Source organism: Brevundimonas basaltis (assembly GCF_014202075.1).
GTDB lineage: Bacteria > Pseudomonadota > Alphaproteobacteria > Caulobacterales > Caulobacteraceae > Brevundimonas > Brevundimonas basaltis.
Map to the genome: position 1 here is coordinate 751,380 of NZ_JACHFZ010000001.1, position 14,003 is coordinate 765,382.

Here is a 14,003-nt window from a genome sequence, read left to right on the forward strand (position 1 = left end):
TTGAAGTCGAGGCCCGCAGTGTTTCTCTCTGGCGTGGCCTGGTGCGCGCTTCTGGCTTCGGCGGCGGCGGCCGATCCTCGGGCGGAAATTCGCGGTGATATGGACGCGTCGCTGCGCGAGCAACTGCAACGGGCGGTCGGCGAGGTCGATGGCCCGCCGTCCAACCGGTTCGAGGCCCGCCGGCGAGCGCGGGGCGCCCTGGAGGCGGCCGAAGCGCTGCTTCGATCTGAAGGTTACTATCAGCCGGTCCTCGACGATGTGGTCGAGGGCGAGGAAGACCCGGTCGCCATCGTCGACGTCACCCCGGGTCCTCGCTTCGCGCTGACCGATCCGGTCGTCAACTGGATTGAACCGCCCCCGGCTCCCGCCTTGCAGCAGACCGTGCTCGGCGCTGTCGCGTTGAAGGCCGGCGCCCCCGGACGGGCGGTCGACGTCATCGCCGCCGAGGGCCGGATTGTCGCAGGGCTGACCCGCCGGGGCCACGCCGACGCCCGCGCCGAGCCACGTCGCGTGGTGGTCGATCACGCCGCCCTGACGGTGGAGCCGACCTACAACATCAACGCCGGTCCGCTGGTGCGGCTTGACGGCGTGCGTCTCGAGACGCTGGGGCCTACCAATCCGAACTGGGTCGCCGGCCTGGCGCCCTGGTCGGCGGGCGAGGTCTATGATCCCGAGGACGTCGCCGAACTGGAACGCCGTCTGCTGGACACCGGCGTTTACGACGGGGTCGGGGTCGCTCTCGCCCCCGCCGACCAGACGCTTCCCGACGGAAACCGACCGATCGTCGTCACCCTGACCGATCGCCCCCCACGCATTCTCGAGGCGGGGGCCACCTTCTCGACCGCCGAAGGCTCCGGCGTCGACCTGATCTGGACCTGGCACAACCGCTTCGGCCGCGCCGACACCCTGGTCTGGCAGGCCCGTGCCGCCGATGTGGACAGCCGGCTCGGCGTCGATCTGCGCCTGCCGCACTGGCGCCGGCCTGGACGGACCTTGAGGCTGTCGGCGGCGGCGCTGAACGAAGACACCGACGCCTACCGACGGACCGCCGTGGCCCTCGCCGCCGACCTGCAACAGCGCCTCGGCAAGACGTCCTGGTTCAGCTACGGCGTCGGCCTCGACGCCGGCCGGTATGACGAAAACCGGTTCGATCCGGTGACCCAGGCGCCGATCAATTTCGAACGCGACCTGTTTATCCTGACCGGTCGGGGCAGCGCCTATCTCGACTATTCCAACGACCCGCTCGACCCGACCACCGGCTGGCGGCTGACCGCCTCGGCCCAGCCCACGGCCGTGACCGGCGAGGACACCACGGTATTCCTGCGCGCCGAGACCCAGGTGACCGCCTATTTGCCGGTCCAGGACAATGCGAAGACCGTGCTGGCCGGCCGGGTCCGGTTGGGCTCCATCCTCGGAGGCGAGGAACTAACCGTGCCCTCTGACCGCCTGTTCTATTCCGGCGGCGGCGGATCCGTGCGCGGCTACCAATATCAAGGCGTCGCGCCCCGCCTGCCGGACAACACGCCGCGCGGCGGTCTGAGCCTGTTCGAGGTCTCGGCCGAGGTTCGGCGGGACGTATTCCGCAACTTCCAGGGCGTGGTCTTCGTCGACGCCGGATCGGTCGGCTTCGACCAGGCGCCCGACCTCAGCAACATGCGCTACGGCGCTGGCTTCGGAGTGCGCTACAAGCTGCCATTCGGTCCGATCCGGGCGGACATCGCCTTCCCCCTGGACAAGCGCGACGGCGACGCCGACTTCCAGATCTACGTCAGCATCGGACAGGCGTTTTGACCGACGCTCCGCCCCCTTCGGAAACGCCCGAGGCCCCCGCCGTGAAGGCGGAGCGAAAGAAGCGGACCCGCCTGCAGGCCATCGCCTTCTTCGGCGGCGTCGGCCTTGCGATCCTGGCCGCGCTGGTGCTGCTCTTGGCGGTCGGCGGGCGGATGTATCTGCTGTCCGATTCCGGCCGGGGCCTGGTGACCAGCTTCGTAGCCGGCAAGAAGCTGGGGCGCTACGGCCGCATCAACGTCGAGGGCGTGCGCGGCGACCTGTTCGACGACTTCACCATCGACCGGGTGACGGTCACCGACGCCGACGGCATGTGGCTGGAGGCGCGTCAGGTCCGCGTCGACTGGGACTGGTGGCCGCTGGTCCTGCGCCGTTTCCACGCCACGGAAATCGAGGCCGAGGTCATCCGGCTGATCCGCCGCCCCTTGGTCGAACCATCGACCGAACCGCCGGGTCCGCAGCCGCTGTCGATCGACATCGACCGGTTCGCCGCCAACGTCGAACTGCTCAAGGGCTTCAGCAAGGAATATGGTCGCTGGCAGCTGGCGGGCGAGGCCGAGGTTCCGCGCAAGGGCGTCAAGCGGATTACTGTCAACGCCGACAGCAACAGCCGGCCGGGCGACTTCCTGCGCCTCACGGCGGGGATCAGCGACGACATCGCCGACATGCGCCTCGACCTGCGGGCCCGGGAGGCCCGCGGCGGCCCGATCGCCGGCGCCCTCGGCTATTCTCCCGACCAACCATTCATCGCCAACGCCATCGTCAACGGCAAGGTCGTGGACGCGGTGGTTCGGACCGGCGACTTCACCCCCCTGACTATCGAAGGAACCTACGGTCGCGATCAGACCAACATCGCGGGTTTTGTGGACTTCTCCGGCTCCGACCTGCTGGAGCCCTTCGTGCGCCGGATCGGCCGAACCGCCAAATTCGCGCTGGCGGTGGCTCCCGACCGAAATGACGACGGCTTTCAGGGAGTCGGCTGGCGTTTGTCGTCCGAGAACCTGAACTCCCGCGCCAGCGGCGTGATCCGCACCAGCGACCGCAGCGCGCCGCGCGGAATCCGGATCAATGTCTCGACCCCGTCCCTGACCCGGCTGGCGGGCACGCCTCTCGGCGAGCGGGCCGCCTGGACAGCCGTTTTCGAGGGCAATGCGACCGCCTGGAGCCTGGACGGCTCGGTCGACGTGATCGATGCCGAGCTCTCCAGCTACAGCGCCGGCCGCATCCGCGGGCCGGTCGACATCCGCGCGCGAAACGGCCGCTACGATATCGACGGCGACGTGCGCGTGGCGGGCGGCTCCGCGGCCGGCGTGATCGGTGGGCTGCTGGGTTCGACGCCTCGGGTTCGATTCGAAGCGGCGCGGCTGGCGGACGGCTCGATCCTGCTCGAACGGCTGGACGCCGAGGGCCAAGCGCTCAAAATCACGGGCACGGGCGGACGCAACCTGTTGGGCGGGCTCGGCTTCCGCGGGCGGGCCGAGGTCACCGACGCCTCCCGCCTGCGCGCCGGAGCAGACGGCGCTTTCGGCGGCTCTATCGCCGCCTCGATGCCCCGGGCCGGCGCGCCATGGCAGGTAACGTTCGACGGGCGCGGGCGCGGCTTCGCCCTTGGCGTCAGCGAACTGGACCGGTTGCTGGGAACGACGCCCCGGCTCCAGCTGGTCGGCGCCCTGGACGACGGCCGCGTGGTCGTCGAGTCGGCGCGTCTGACCGGCGCCAACGGCAATGCCGCGGCGCGGGGCTATATCGAGGGCGACGGCCGGCTGCGCCTGGCGATGAACTGGAACGCACGGGGCCCGTTCGGCGTCGGTCCGGTCGAGATCGACGGCGCCATGGATGGCGAGGGAACGGTCGGCGGTACCCTCGCCCAACCGAGCGCGGACCTGCGGGCGACCTTCGGCAGCGTCAGCGCCGGCGCCCTCACCCTGAGCGATGCGACCCTCGACCTGAGCTTCCGGCGCGGCGCCGACGCCTCGGACGGCCGCATTTCGGTGGTCGCCGGCTCCAACTACGGTCCGGCCCGGGCCAGCGGCAATTTCTACCTCGGCGGCGACCGCATCCGGCTGACGGACGTCGACCTCGACGCTGGCGGGGTCGCCGCCCAGGGCTCCATCGCCCTGTCGGACCGGCTTCCGTCCAGCGCCGACCTGACCTTCACCGCCCGCCCGGGCGCCTTCCTCGCCTCGGGAACGGCCGACGGACGCGTGCGCCTGACCGAGGGGGCCGGATCTGAAACCGCCATTCTCGACGTCACCGGCCGCAATGTCCGCCTCGCCGGTTCGTCCTGGACCATCCGGTCGCTCGACCTGAACGGCCGGGGCACGCTGGACCGGCTGCCCTTCACTCTCAAGGCTGATGTCGGGGGAGCCACCCCGGTCCGCTTCGACGGGAGCGGCGTCTATTCACGGCAGGCGAACGCGCAGACGGTCGTGCTGGAGGGCTCGGGCCGGATTCGGGACATCGCCTTCGCCACGCGCAATCCCGCCGTCGTGGCCTTGTCCGGAGACGGCCGCGTCGTCCGGGTCGATCTGGGCGTCGGCGGCGGCGTCCTGACCGGCGAGCTGCGCCAGGATTCCCGCGCCTCAATCATCGAGGCCAATCTGACCAGCGTCGAACTGGGCTCCCTCGCTCCCGACCTGCGCGGGCGGGCGACTGGACGGCTGTCGCTGAGGGGCGCCGGCGACGACCTGTCAGGGTCCGCCAATGTGTCGCTGGAAGACGTGCGCAGCATCGACGCGCCGCGCGGCCTGGCCATCGCCGGCACCTTGAACGCCCTGCTCGTCGACAACACCCTGCGCGTCCAGGCACGGGTCGCCGACGACGGCGCCGTGCGGGCCGAGGCCGACATCACCCTGCCCGTCGAGGCCTCGGCCGCCCCTCTGCGGCTGGCCGTGGTCCGCACGCAGCCGATGTCCGGCGAAATCGACATCCAAGGCCAGGTCCAGCCGGTCTGGGACCTGTTCCTCGGCGGGGAGCGGACGCTGTCGGGCAAGATCAATGCCCGGGCCACCCTGGCCGGCACGATCGCCGCGCCGCGCATTAACGGCCGGATGGACCTGTGGGAAGGCGGCTTCCGCGACAACGCCACCGGTCTCCAGCTTCGGGACATGACCCTCGCCAGCCGGTTCGACGATACAACCGCGATGGTGGAAAGTTTCTCGGCCACCGACGGCTCGGGCGGCCGGGTCTCAGGCGACGGCCGCATCGGCCTGCGCGAGGGGTCCGGATCCAGCGTCGAACTGACCCTGACGCGTTTCCAGATCATCGACAACGACCTCGCCGAGGCTCGCGCTTCGGGTCCGCTCAGCGTCGTCCGGGCCGAGGACGGCAAGATCCAGCTGACTGGCCGGATCGACATCGACGAGGCCCGTATCGAGGCCAATCCGCCTGGCTCCACCGGCATCGTCCGCATGGACGTGGTCGAGATCAACAAGCCCGGCGGCGACGTCCCGGAGGACGAACAGAACCGCCCGCGCGGCTCCCAGATCGGCGTCGATATCGCCATCCGCTCGCCCGGCGGCGACATCGTGGTGGTCGGACGCGGGCTGAATGTGGAGATGAACGTCAATGCGCGGGTGACCGGCACGATCAACAACCCCTCCCTGAGCGGCACGGCCCGGGTGGTGCGCGGCGACTACGACTTCGCCGGCAAGCGGTTTGTTTTCGACGAGCGCGGCACGGTCAGTCTTTCGACCCGGCCGGAAAACATCCGCCTGAACCTGACGGCGACGCGCGACGACCCTGCCCTGACGGCGACGATCCGCGTCACCGGCACGGCGGCGCGGCCCGAGATCGCTCTGTCATCGACCCCCGCGCTGCCGCAGGATGAAATCCTGTCGCAGGTGCTGTTCGGGCGCTCGGCCTCCCAGCTGTCGGCCTTCGAGGCGGCCCAACTGGCGGCGAGTGTGGGGGCGCTGGCTGGCGGCGGCGGCTTCGACGTGATCGGAAATCTCCGAGAACTGGCCGGACTGGACCGGCTGTCATTCGGCGGCGAGGCTTCGAGCCTGACCGTGGCAGGCGGCCGTTACATAACCGACGACGTCTATCTCGAGATCATCGGCGGCGGCGAGGACGGCGCGGTGGTCAATGTCGAGTGGCAGGTGCGCCGCAACCTGACCATCAGTTCGGAATTCGGCGGAGAGGGCGGCGCCAGTCTGTCGATCCGTTGGCGCCGCCAGTCCGCCCAGCCGGGAACCGGTCGCGAGGACCGGCGCCCGAACCGGTAGGTTTAGTAGGCTTGGGCTTCGCGGAACTTGCGCAGGGCGCTGGCGCCCCGGATGCCGGCGATGTGCAGGGTCAGCTGGATGACCATGACGGCCAGGGCGCCCCAGGTCTGCCAGGCGGGCGTCGCCGCCGCGGTGGCGCCGAGCTCTTCCATCTGGCCCGCCATCACCATGCCTAACGCCGTGCTGCCCAGTCCGTAGACGACCAGCACCGTGAACAGGATTGGGATGACGATGTTGGGCTTGAACCACTGGACCAGGCCAAGAATCGCCTGAATAACCACCAGAACGCCGGCGAATACAACGGCTGCTCCGGTCATCATGCCGGTCATGCTCGCCGCCTCGGGTGAAGTGGCGGCGGCCTCCGCCATGGCGGCTTCCATCACGGCCGCGCCGGGACCCATCAGCCAGATCAGCCCGATCGCGCCCCAAACCACGCCCAGAAAAATGGCGATCGCACTGGCGCGCGCGGCCGCCTTGGCCTCTTCCGCGTTCGATATCGTGGCAGTCGGGTTCATCCCCCTCACCATGTCAGTCATGCCGTTTTCCTCCCTGATTGGCCTCGCCACCCTATAAGGCCCCATCGCCTGTGCAACGCACAATCGGCAGTCGCCTTCACCTTTGCCGCCCGCGCAGCTAGGGTCCGGCCGCATGCGGATTCTCCTCCAAGATCAGGCCGTTCTCGACCATGTCGCGGAGCGCGGACCAGCCATCATCGGCCGGGCGGTCGACTGGGCGGCGGTCAACTCCGGTAGCCGCAACGCCGCCGGTCTGGCGCGGATGCTGGACTTGCTGGAAGCCGCCGCCTCGCCCCTCGGGGCGGACGTCGCGCGCCTGCCCACCGCCGGCTCGACCAGCGTCGGCGACGACGGCCGGGTGCGCGAGGAGGCTCACGCCGACGCCCTGAGGATCAGCGCGCGGCCCAACGCCCCTGTGCAGGTGATCCTGACCGGCCACTACGACACCGTTTTCCCGGCCGACAGCGCCTTCCAGACCGTTGCGACTCGCCCTGACGGCGCCCTGAACGGCCCCGGCGTCGCCGACATGAAGGGCGGGATCAGCGTCATGCTGGCGGCGCTGGAGGCGTTCGAGACCCATCCGGACCGAGACCGGGTCGGCTGGACCGTGCTGCTGTCGCCGGACGAAGAGATCGGCTCGCCCGCCTCGGCCCCGCTGCTGGCTGAGCTCGGAGCGCGGGGCCATATCGGCATGACCTATGAGCCGGCTCTGGCTGACGGCACCCTCGCCGGGGCGCGCAAGGGCAGCGGCAACTACCATCTGATCGTCGGCGGCAAGGCGGCCCATGCCGGGCGCGCCTTCCACGAGGGCGCCAACGCCGTCGCCGGCGCCGCCATCATCGCCGCCCGCCTGCACGCCCTCAACGGCCAGCGCGAGGGCGTCACCGTCAACGTCGCCAAGATCAGCGGCGGCGGGGCCCTGAACGTCGTCGCCGACAACGCTGTCGTCCGCTTCAATGTCCGCGTGCCGGACGCCCAGGCCTCGGCGTGGATTTCAGAGGCGGTGCGCGAGATCGCCGCGGAACCGCCCTTCCCCGGCCTGACCCTCGATCTGCACGGCGGCATGACCCGCCCGCCCAAGCCGATGGACGCCGGTCAGACCGCCCTGTTCGACGCCGTGCGCGAGACCGGCGCCCTGCTCGGTCAGACCATCGCCTGGAAGCCGTCCGGCGGCGTCTGCGAGGGCAACAACCTGCATGCCGCCGGTCTGCCCAATGTCGACACCCTCGGGGTGCTCGGCGGCGATATCCATTCGGATCAGGAATTCGCCTGGCCCGCCAGCTTCGTCGGACGCGCCCAGCTCAGCGCGCTGATCCTGTGCAAGATCGCCTCGGGCGAGATCGACGCCCCCAAATTGAAGTCCCTGCGTCTGGAGACGATGTAACCCCATGCTCGTCGTCCGACCCGCCGGCCCCGCCGACCTCGATCACCTGCTTGAACTGGCCATTCTCAGTGGCCCCGGCTTCACCAGCCTGCCCGAGGATCCCGACCAACTGACCGAACGCCTCGACCTCAGCCGGGACAGCTTCACCGGCCGGCTTGAGCCGCAGCAGCGCTGGTACACCCTGATGCTGGAGGAGTCCGAGACCGGCGACGTGGACGGCGTCGGCTCGGTCAAGGCGGCCGTCGGGCTAAACCGGCCTTTCTTCTCGTTTCGCCTCGTCAACAACACCCAGTCGTCGCCGTCGCTGGGGGTCAAGCTGGACCACCAGACCCTGGTTCTGGTCAATGAATGCACCGGCTGGACCGAGGTCGGCTCGCTGTTCCTCAAGGCCGACCGGCGCAAGGGCGGGGCGGGCCGCCTGCTCAGCCAGTCGCGCTACATGCTGATCGGGGCCCAGCCGGACCTGTTCGCCGACAATGTGCTGGCCGAGTTGCGCGGCGTCTTCACCCCGGACGGCGCCTGCCCGTTCTGGGATCATGTGGCGCACAAATTCTTCCCGATGGAGTTCGACGACGCCGACCGCATGACAGGCTCGACCGACAAGCAGTTCATTCTCGACCTGTCGCCGCGCCACCCGATCTATGTCGAGCTCCTGCCCGAGCCCGCCCGGGCTGTGATCGGCAAGGTCCATCCCCAGGGCGTCCCGGCCATGGCCCTGCTGGAGAGCGAAGGCTTCCGCCCCAATGGCCTGGTCGACATCTTCGACGCCGGCCCGACCGTCTCCTGTGTGCGCGACAACATCCGCACCGTCCGCGATGCCCGCCGCCTTGACGTCGCCATCGCCGACGAGGTCGAGGCCGAACTGCCCGCCCTGATCTCGACCGACAGCGTCGCCGCCTTCCGCGCCGTCCGCCAGAAAGCCGCCGTCGAGGGCGATACCGCCACCCTGACCCGCGAAACCGCCGATGCGCTGAAGGTGCGGGCGGGCGACACCGTGCGCGTGAAGGCATAAGCCCCTATCTGGACCCCATGAGCATGTTCCAGTCCATCGACCCCGCCACCGAAGACGTCGTCTGGGAGGGCGCCGCCGCCACCCCCGCCGAAGTGCAAGTCGCCGTCGACCGCGCCCGCGCCGCCTTCCCCGACTGGGCCGACCGCCCGCGCCAGAACCGTATCGACGCAGTCAAACGCTACCAGGCCGTGCTGAAGGAGCGCGCGCCGAAAATCGCCGAAGCCATCAGCCGCGAAACCGGCAAGGCCCTGTGGGAGACGACGACCGAACTCGCCGCCATGCAGGGCAAGGTCGACATCTCGATCCGGGCCTATGATGAACGCACCGGCGAGCGGACGGCCGATACCGCCTTCGGTCAGGCGACCCTGCGCCACCGCCCTCACGGTGTGGCGGCGGTGCTCGGCCCGTTCAACTTCCCCGGCCACCTGCCCAACGGCCACATCGTCCCTGCTTTGCTGGCCGGCGACACCGTGGTGTTCAAACCATCGGAAGAGACGCCGCTGGTCGGCCAGTTGATGGCCAAGGCCTTCGAGGCCGCTGACTTGCCGCCAGGCGTGGTCAATGTGGTGCAAGGCGGACGCGACACCGGCGCGGCCCTGCTGGACAGCGGCATTGACGCCCTGATGTTCACCGGCTCCGGCGCGGCCGGCGCCCATTTCCGGCGCAAATTCGCCGACGATCCGCATGTGATCCTCGCGCTTGAGCTGGGCGGCAACAATCCGCTGGTGGTGTGGGACGCCGCCGACGCCGAAGCCGTCGCCGGAATGGTGGTCCAGTCCGCCTTCATCACCACCGGCCAGCGCTGCTCCTGCGCCCGCCGCCTGATCGTGCCCGAGGGGCGAGAGGGCGACGCCATCGTGGCGGCCGTCGAATCAATCATTGATCGGCTGACCTTCGCGCCGTGGAATTCGACGCCCGAGCCCTACGGCGGGCCGCTGATCTCGGTGAAGGCGGCCGAGGCGGCGCTGAAGGCTCTGCAGGAGCGCATCGACATGGGCGCGAAGGTGATCCGCGGCTCCGGCCCCGTCGGCAACCTGCCCGGCGCCTTCGTCAAGCCGGCGATCATCGACGTCACCGGCGTCGACGTGCCCGACGAGGAGATGTTCGCCCCCTTCCTGTCGGTGACCCGCGTGTCGTCGTTCGAGGCCGCCGTCGCCGAGGCCAACGCCACCCGCTACGGGCTGTCCGCCGGGCTGGTCAGCGACGACCCGGCCAACTGGGATCGCTTCATCCGCCGTATCCGGGCCGGCGTGGTCAATTTCAACCGCCCGACCACCGGCGCCGCCGGCGACATGCCCTTCGGCGGCCTCGGCGCCAGCGGCAACCACCGCCCGTCGGCCTACTACGCCGCCGACTACTGCGCCTACCCGGTGGCCAGTTTTGAAGCGGAGTCGGTTAAGAATATCGAGAGTGAGATCAAGGGCCTGCGAGCATGACCTCGCCTGCCGTCGAAGCTAATGCGGACGGCCTGATCGGGCCGACCCATTCCTATGCGGGCCTGTCGCCCGGCAACCTCGCCTCCAGTCTGAACAAGGGCGAGGCGTCCAACCCCCGCGCGGCGGTGCTGCAGGGCCTCGATAAGATGAAGCGGCTGGCCGACCTCGGCCTGCCGCAATATGTCCTTCCGCCGCATGAGCGGCCGAACCTCCCCTTCCTGCGGTCTCTCGGCTTCACCGGCTCCGACGCCGCCGTTCTCGAGCAGGCGTGGAAGGATGCCCCGTCCTTCGCCGCCGCCGCCTGCTCCGCCTCGCCGATGTGGGCCGCCAATGCCGCCACGGTGACGCCCAGCGCCGACGCCGCCGACGGCCGGGTGCATTTCACCCCCGCCAATCTGCACACCAATCTGCACCGCTCGCTTGAGCACCGGCAGACCAAGCGGGCTCTCGACGCCCTGTTCCCCGACAAGGCCCGCTTTGCGGTGCACGACGCCCTGCCCGCCGTCAGTCACCTCGCCGACGAAGGCGCGGCCAACCATGTCCGTCTGTGCGCCGAGCACGGCGCGCCGGGCGTCAATATGCTCGTCTGGGGTCGGGGGGCCTTCGAGCCTTGGGCCGACGCCTTCCCGGCCCGCCAGACGCATGAGGCCAGCCAGGCCATCGCCCGCAATCACGGAGCCGCGCGGGCGATCTTCCCGCGCCAGTCGCGCGCCGCCATCGCCGGGGGCACCTTCCACAACGACGTGGTCTGCGTCGGGGCGCTCGAAACCCTGTTCTTCCACGAGCTGGCCTTCGAGGACACGGCGACGACCAAGGCCGCGATCCGCGCCGCCGCCGACGGCCTGTTCGAACCGCAATTTGTCGAGATATCCGCCGCCGACCTCCCCCTCGCCGACGCCATCTCCAGCTATCTGTTCAACTCCATGCTGGTCTCCCTCCCGGGCGAGGACCGCCTGACCCTGATCTGCCCGACCGAGACCCGCGACAACCCGCGTAGCCATGCGGTCGCCGAGAGCCTCGCCGCCTCCAACGGCCCCATTGGCCGCGTCGAATACGTCGATGTGCGTCAGTCGATGCGCAACGGCGGCGGCCCGGCCTGCCTGCGCCTGCGCGTCGTGCTGACCGAGGCCGAGCAGGCCGCCGCCAATTCCGCCATGCGCATGACCGAGGAGCTGCACGCCCGCCTGTCGATCTGGGCTGCCAACTGGTACCGGGATGCGCTGGCGCCCGCCGACCTCGCCGACCCGGCCCTGCTGGACGAGAGCCGCGGCGCGCTGGATGAACTGACCGGCATCCTTGAACTGGGCGGCGGCTTCTATCCCTTCCAGCGGGAGCCGGCGTGACCAACGCCTGGCTCGCCGCGGGTGGCGCGCTCAGCGCGGCGGCCTCGCTGACGCACCTGGCCATCATCGTCGGCGGACCGCGCTGGTATGACTTCTTCGGCGCCGGTCCGCACATGGTGCGACTGGCCGAGCAGGGCTCGCCAAAGGCGACCCTGATCACCCTCGGCATCGCCGCCGTCCTCGCGGTCTGGGCGGCCTACGCCCTCTCAGGCGCGGGCCTGATGCCGCGCCTGCCGCTGCTGAAGCTGGCGCTGTTCGCCATCAGCGCCGTCTATCTGGTCCGCGCGCTTGGCTACATTCCGCTGCTTGCCGCGACCGGCGCGACGGTCGGGACCTTCGCCTGGGTCAGTTCGATCATCGTGCTGGTTTACGCCGTGATCCACATGGCCGGGACCGTCCAGCTATGGCGCAGCTGACCCACCGCACGGCCACCGAGGCCGATATCCCGGCGCTTGTCACCCTGATGGACCGGTCCATTGCCGGCCCGCTGGCGGCCTTCCTGACGCCTGACCAGATCGCCGCCAGCCGACGGCTGATGGGCATCGACAGCCAGATCATCGCCGACCGGACCTATGTCATCGTCGAGCATGACGGGGTCATGGCCGGCTGCGGCGGCTGGAGCGGCCGGATCACCGAGTATGGCGGCGACCACACCCCGGGCCGCGAGCCGGCCCCGCTGACGCCCGGCGTCGACGCCGCCCGCATCCGCGCCATGTACACCGCCCCGGAATTCCTGCGTCGGGGCGTCGGCCGGATGATCCTCACCCTGTGCGAGGACGCCGCTCGCGCCGCCGGCTACGACCGCGCCGAACTGGTCGCCACAATGGGCGGCGAGCCCCTGTATCGCGCGGCGGGATACCGGGAGATCGAGAGGTTCGAGGACGATCGCGGCGGCGCGCCCGTGCCCCTGGTCAGGATGGGGAAGCCGCTTCAGGCCGCGAACCGCCCACCCTTGTTGGCATAGGCCTGGGTGCCGCGGGTGAAGACCTTGTCGGTCGGCAGGATGGCGTCGATGGCGATGTCGTCGGCGCCCTTCAGCCGCTCATAGATCGGCCCGAAATCCTGCAGCGTCTCGTGCTTCAGCTGTTCGATCCCGTCGATGACGAAATAGACCTGCTGGAAGTCGTCGATGCGGTACAGCGTTCGCATCACCCGCTCGAGATCGAAGCCCAGCCGGTTCGGCGACGGGTCCTCCAGCGCGAAGACGCTCTCGGTCGCCGACGAAACGATGCCGGCACCGTAGATGCGCAGGCCGCCCTCGTCCTGCATCAGGCCGAACTCGACCGTGTACCAGTACAGCCGGGCCAGATTCTGGAGCATGCCCAGCGAGGCCGCCCGCTGCCCGCCCTTGCCATAGGCTTCCATATAGGCGGCGAAATCGGGGTCGCTCAGCATCGGGACGTGCCCGAACACGTCATGGAAAATGTCCGGCTCCTGCAGATAGTCGAGCTGGTCCGGCTTGCGGATGAATTGGCCGGAGGGGAAGCGGCGGTTGGCCAGATGGTCGAAGAACACCTCGTCCGGCACCAGGCCGGGCACGCACACGACTGTCCAGCCGGTCAGGGCCTGCAGCTTGGGATTCATGACCTCGAAATCGGGAATGCCGCCCGTATTCAGGTCCAGCGCCGTAAGCCCCTTCATGAACACGTCGGCGGCGCGACCGGGCAGGATCTTCATCTGGCGAGCGTAGAGGGTGTCCCAGGTGCGATGCTCGACGTCCGTGTAGGCCGACCAGTTCTGCGGGATGGTCCAGTCCTCGGCCGCGCCCTCGGGCGGGGCTTCGAAGACGTGCTCGAAATCGGACATGAAGGCGCTCCTGCTCGCTTCGGACTCTGACGGTCCCTTGCCCCCCAATCTATGCCGGGGCCGGCCGCGGCGCCAGCGTGACCGCGGGCGTCAGTGGATGGCGTGCGCCTTCGGGGCATAGTGGCCCTTGCGGTCGACGGTGAACCAGCGCGCCTCGGCCTCGCGGGCGACGGACGACAGTTCGGGGTCGTGCTCCAGGGCATCCTCCGGCGCATAGGCGATGAACCCGCCCTCGGCCCCGAGAGCGAGCACCTGATAGAAGGGCTGGTCGGGCGAGATGGCCCCGGTGTCGCCGGGTTTGCCCGAGAACACCGGGTCGACGTCGATCACCACGCCGCGAAACGCGGCGTCGCGATGACGGACGATCTGTCCCAGTCCGAATTTGGCGATGATTTCATCGGTCATGACACCAGACTGCGCCATCCGACCTGAGCGGCATCACCGCCGAACCGTTCATTTTCGGGTCAGGTCGTCTTGGCGCGGGGGCGGTGAC

The 14,003-nt window shown here is 69.6% G+C and carries 11 protein-coding genes; 8 read left to right on the forward strand and 3 right to left on the reverse strand.

What is annotated here, in order from left to right; genetic code table 11:
* The first annotated feature begins 99 nt into the window (after window positions 1-99).
* Window positions 100-1,791 carry an autotransporter assembly complex protein TamA gene (locus HNQ67_RS04015; protein WP_425486329.1) on the forward strand — a complete coding sequence of 564 codons (1,692 nt, stop codon included), beginning with the start codon at window positions 100-102 and terminating at the stop codon, window positions 1,789-1,791.
* Complete coding sequence (locus HNQ67_RS04020) at window positions 1,788-6,014, forward strand: translocation/assembly module TamB domain-containing protein (RefSeq protein ID WP_183252513.1); 4,227 nt, start codon at window positions 1,788-1,790, stop codon at window positions 6,012-6,014. Before HNQ67_RS04015 ends, HNQ67_RS04020 begins: the two co-directional genes overlap by 4 nt.
* A 2-nt stretch (window positions 6,015-6,016) precedes the next feature.
* Here the strand turns inward: HNQ67_RS04020 and HNQ67_RS04025 are convergent, their stop codons facing one another.
* The gene (locus HNQ67_RS04025; protein WP_183252516.1) at window positions 6,017-6,550 is read right to left on the reverse strand and encodes a hypothetical protein; all 534 of its coding nucleotides are present in this window, start codon (window positions 6,548-6,550) and stop codon (window positions 6,017-6,019) included.
* Between the two features lie 112 nt (window positions 6,551-6,662).
* Between HNQ67_RS04025 and HNQ67_RS04030 the strand changes: the two genes are divergently transcribed.
* The 6 genes from HNQ67_RS04030 to HNQ67_RS04055 are packed head-to-tail and all read left to right on the forward strand — an operon-like array spanning window position 6,663 to window position 12,668.
* Window positions 6,663-7,913 (forward strand): hydrolase, encoded by a 1,251-nt coding sequence (locus tag HNQ67_RS04030; RefSeq protein ID WP_183252518.1) that lies wholly within the window; start codon window positions 6,663-6,665, stop codon window positions 7,911-7,913.
* Between the two features lie 4 nt (window positions 7,914-7,917).
* Complete coding sequence (locus tag HNQ67_RS04035) at window positions 7,918-8,925, forward strand: arginine N-succinyltransferase (protein ID WP_183252520.1); 1,008 nt, start codon at window positions 7,918-7,920, stop codon at window positions 8,923-8,925.
* Window positions 8,926-8,942: 17 nt separating this feature from the next.
* The gene (astD, locus tag HNQ67_RS04040) at window positions 8,943-10,361 is read left to right on the forward strand and encodes a succinylglutamate-semialdehyde dehydrogenase (RefSeq protein ID WP_183252522.1); all 1,419 of its coding nucleotides are present in this window, start codon (window positions 8,943-8,945) and stop codon (window positions 10,359-10,361) included.
* Window positions 10,358-11,704, forward strand: coding sequence for an N-succinylarginine dihydrolase (gene astB / locus HNQ67_RS04045; protein ID WP_183252524.1), 1,347 nt, complete (start codon window positions 10,358-10,360; stop codon window positions 11,702-11,704). The genes astD and astB overlap by 4 nt, the downstream gene beginning before the upstream one ends.
* Window positions 11,701-12,120, forward strand: coding sequence for a hypothetical protein (locus HNQ67_RS04050; protein WP_183252526.1), 420 nt, complete (start codon window positions 11,701-11,703; stop codon window positions 12,118-12,120). Before astB ends, HNQ67_RS04050 begins: the two co-directional genes overlap by 4 nt.
* Complete coding sequence (locus HNQ67_RS04055; protein WP_183252528.1) at window positions 12,108-12,668, forward strand: GNAT family N-acetyltransferase; 561 nt, start codon at window positions 12,108-12,110, stop codon at window positions 12,666-12,668. The genes HNQ67_RS04050 and HNQ67_RS04055 overlap by 13 nt, the downstream gene beginning before the upstream one ends.
* On the opposite strand, the gene phhA is transcribed toward HNQ67_RS04055, so the two are convergent.
* Both phhA and hspQ read right to left on the reverse strand, forming a co-directional pair.
* Entirely contained in the window at window positions 12,635-13,510 is an 876-nt protein-coding gene (phhA, locus tag HNQ67_RS04060) for a phenylalanine 4-monooxygenase (RefSeq protein ID WP_183252530.1), read from the reverse strand. The two genes, HNQ67_RS04055 and phhA, sit on opposite strands and share 34 nt — an antisense overlap.
* 90 nt (window positions 13,511-13,600) lie before the next feature.
* Window positions 13,601-13,915 carry a heat shock protein HspQ gene (gene hspQ / locus HNQ67_RS04065; RefSeq protein WP_183252532.1) on the reverse strand — a complete coding sequence of 105 codons (315 nt, stop codon included), beginning with the start codon at window positions 13,913-13,915 and terminating at the stop codon, window positions 13,601-13,603.
* Window positions 13,916-14,003 lie beyond the last annotated feature (88 nt).

What these genes read in the sequence shown, in the direction of transcription:
- HNQ67_RS04025 (WP_183252516.1), bottom strand. Translation starts at nt 6,550, where the DNA reads ATGACTGACATGGTGAGGGGGATGAACCCGACTGCCACGATATCGAAC.
- phhA (WP_183252530.1), bottom strand. Translation starts at nt 13,510, where the DNA reads ATGTCCGATTTCGAGCACGTCTTCGAAGCCCCGCCCGAGGGCGCGGCC.
- HNQ67_RS04055 (WP_183252528.1), top strand. Translation starts at nt 12,108, where the DNA reads ATGGCGCAGCTGACCCACCGCACGGCCACCGAGGCCGATATCCCGGCG.
- HNQ67_RS04030 (WP_183252518.1), top strand. Translation starts at nt 6,663, where the DNA reads ATGCGGATTCTCCTCCAAGATCAGGCCGTTCTCGACCATGTCGCGGAG.
- astB (WP_183252524.1), top strand. Translation starts at nt 10,358, where the DNA reads ATGACCTCGCCTGCCGTCGAAGCTAATGCGGACGGCCTGATCGGGCCG.
- hspQ (WP_183252532.1), bottom strand. Translation starts at nt 13,915, where the DNA reads ATGACCGATGAAATCATCGCCAAATTCGGACTGGGACAGATCGTCCGT.
- HNQ67_RS04035 (WP_183252520.1), top strand. Translation starts at nt 7,918, where the DNA reads ATGCTCGTCGTCCGACCCGCCGGCCCCGCCGACCTCGATCACCTGCTT.
- HNQ67_RS04015 (WP_425486329.1), top strand. Translation starts at nt 100, where the DNA reads ATGGACGCGTCGCTGCGCGAGCAACTGCAACGGGCGGTCGGCGAGGTC.
- astD (WP_183252522.1), top strand. Translation starts at nt 8,943, where the DNA reads ATGAGCATGTTCCAGTCCATCGACCCCGCCACCGAAGACGTCGTCTGG.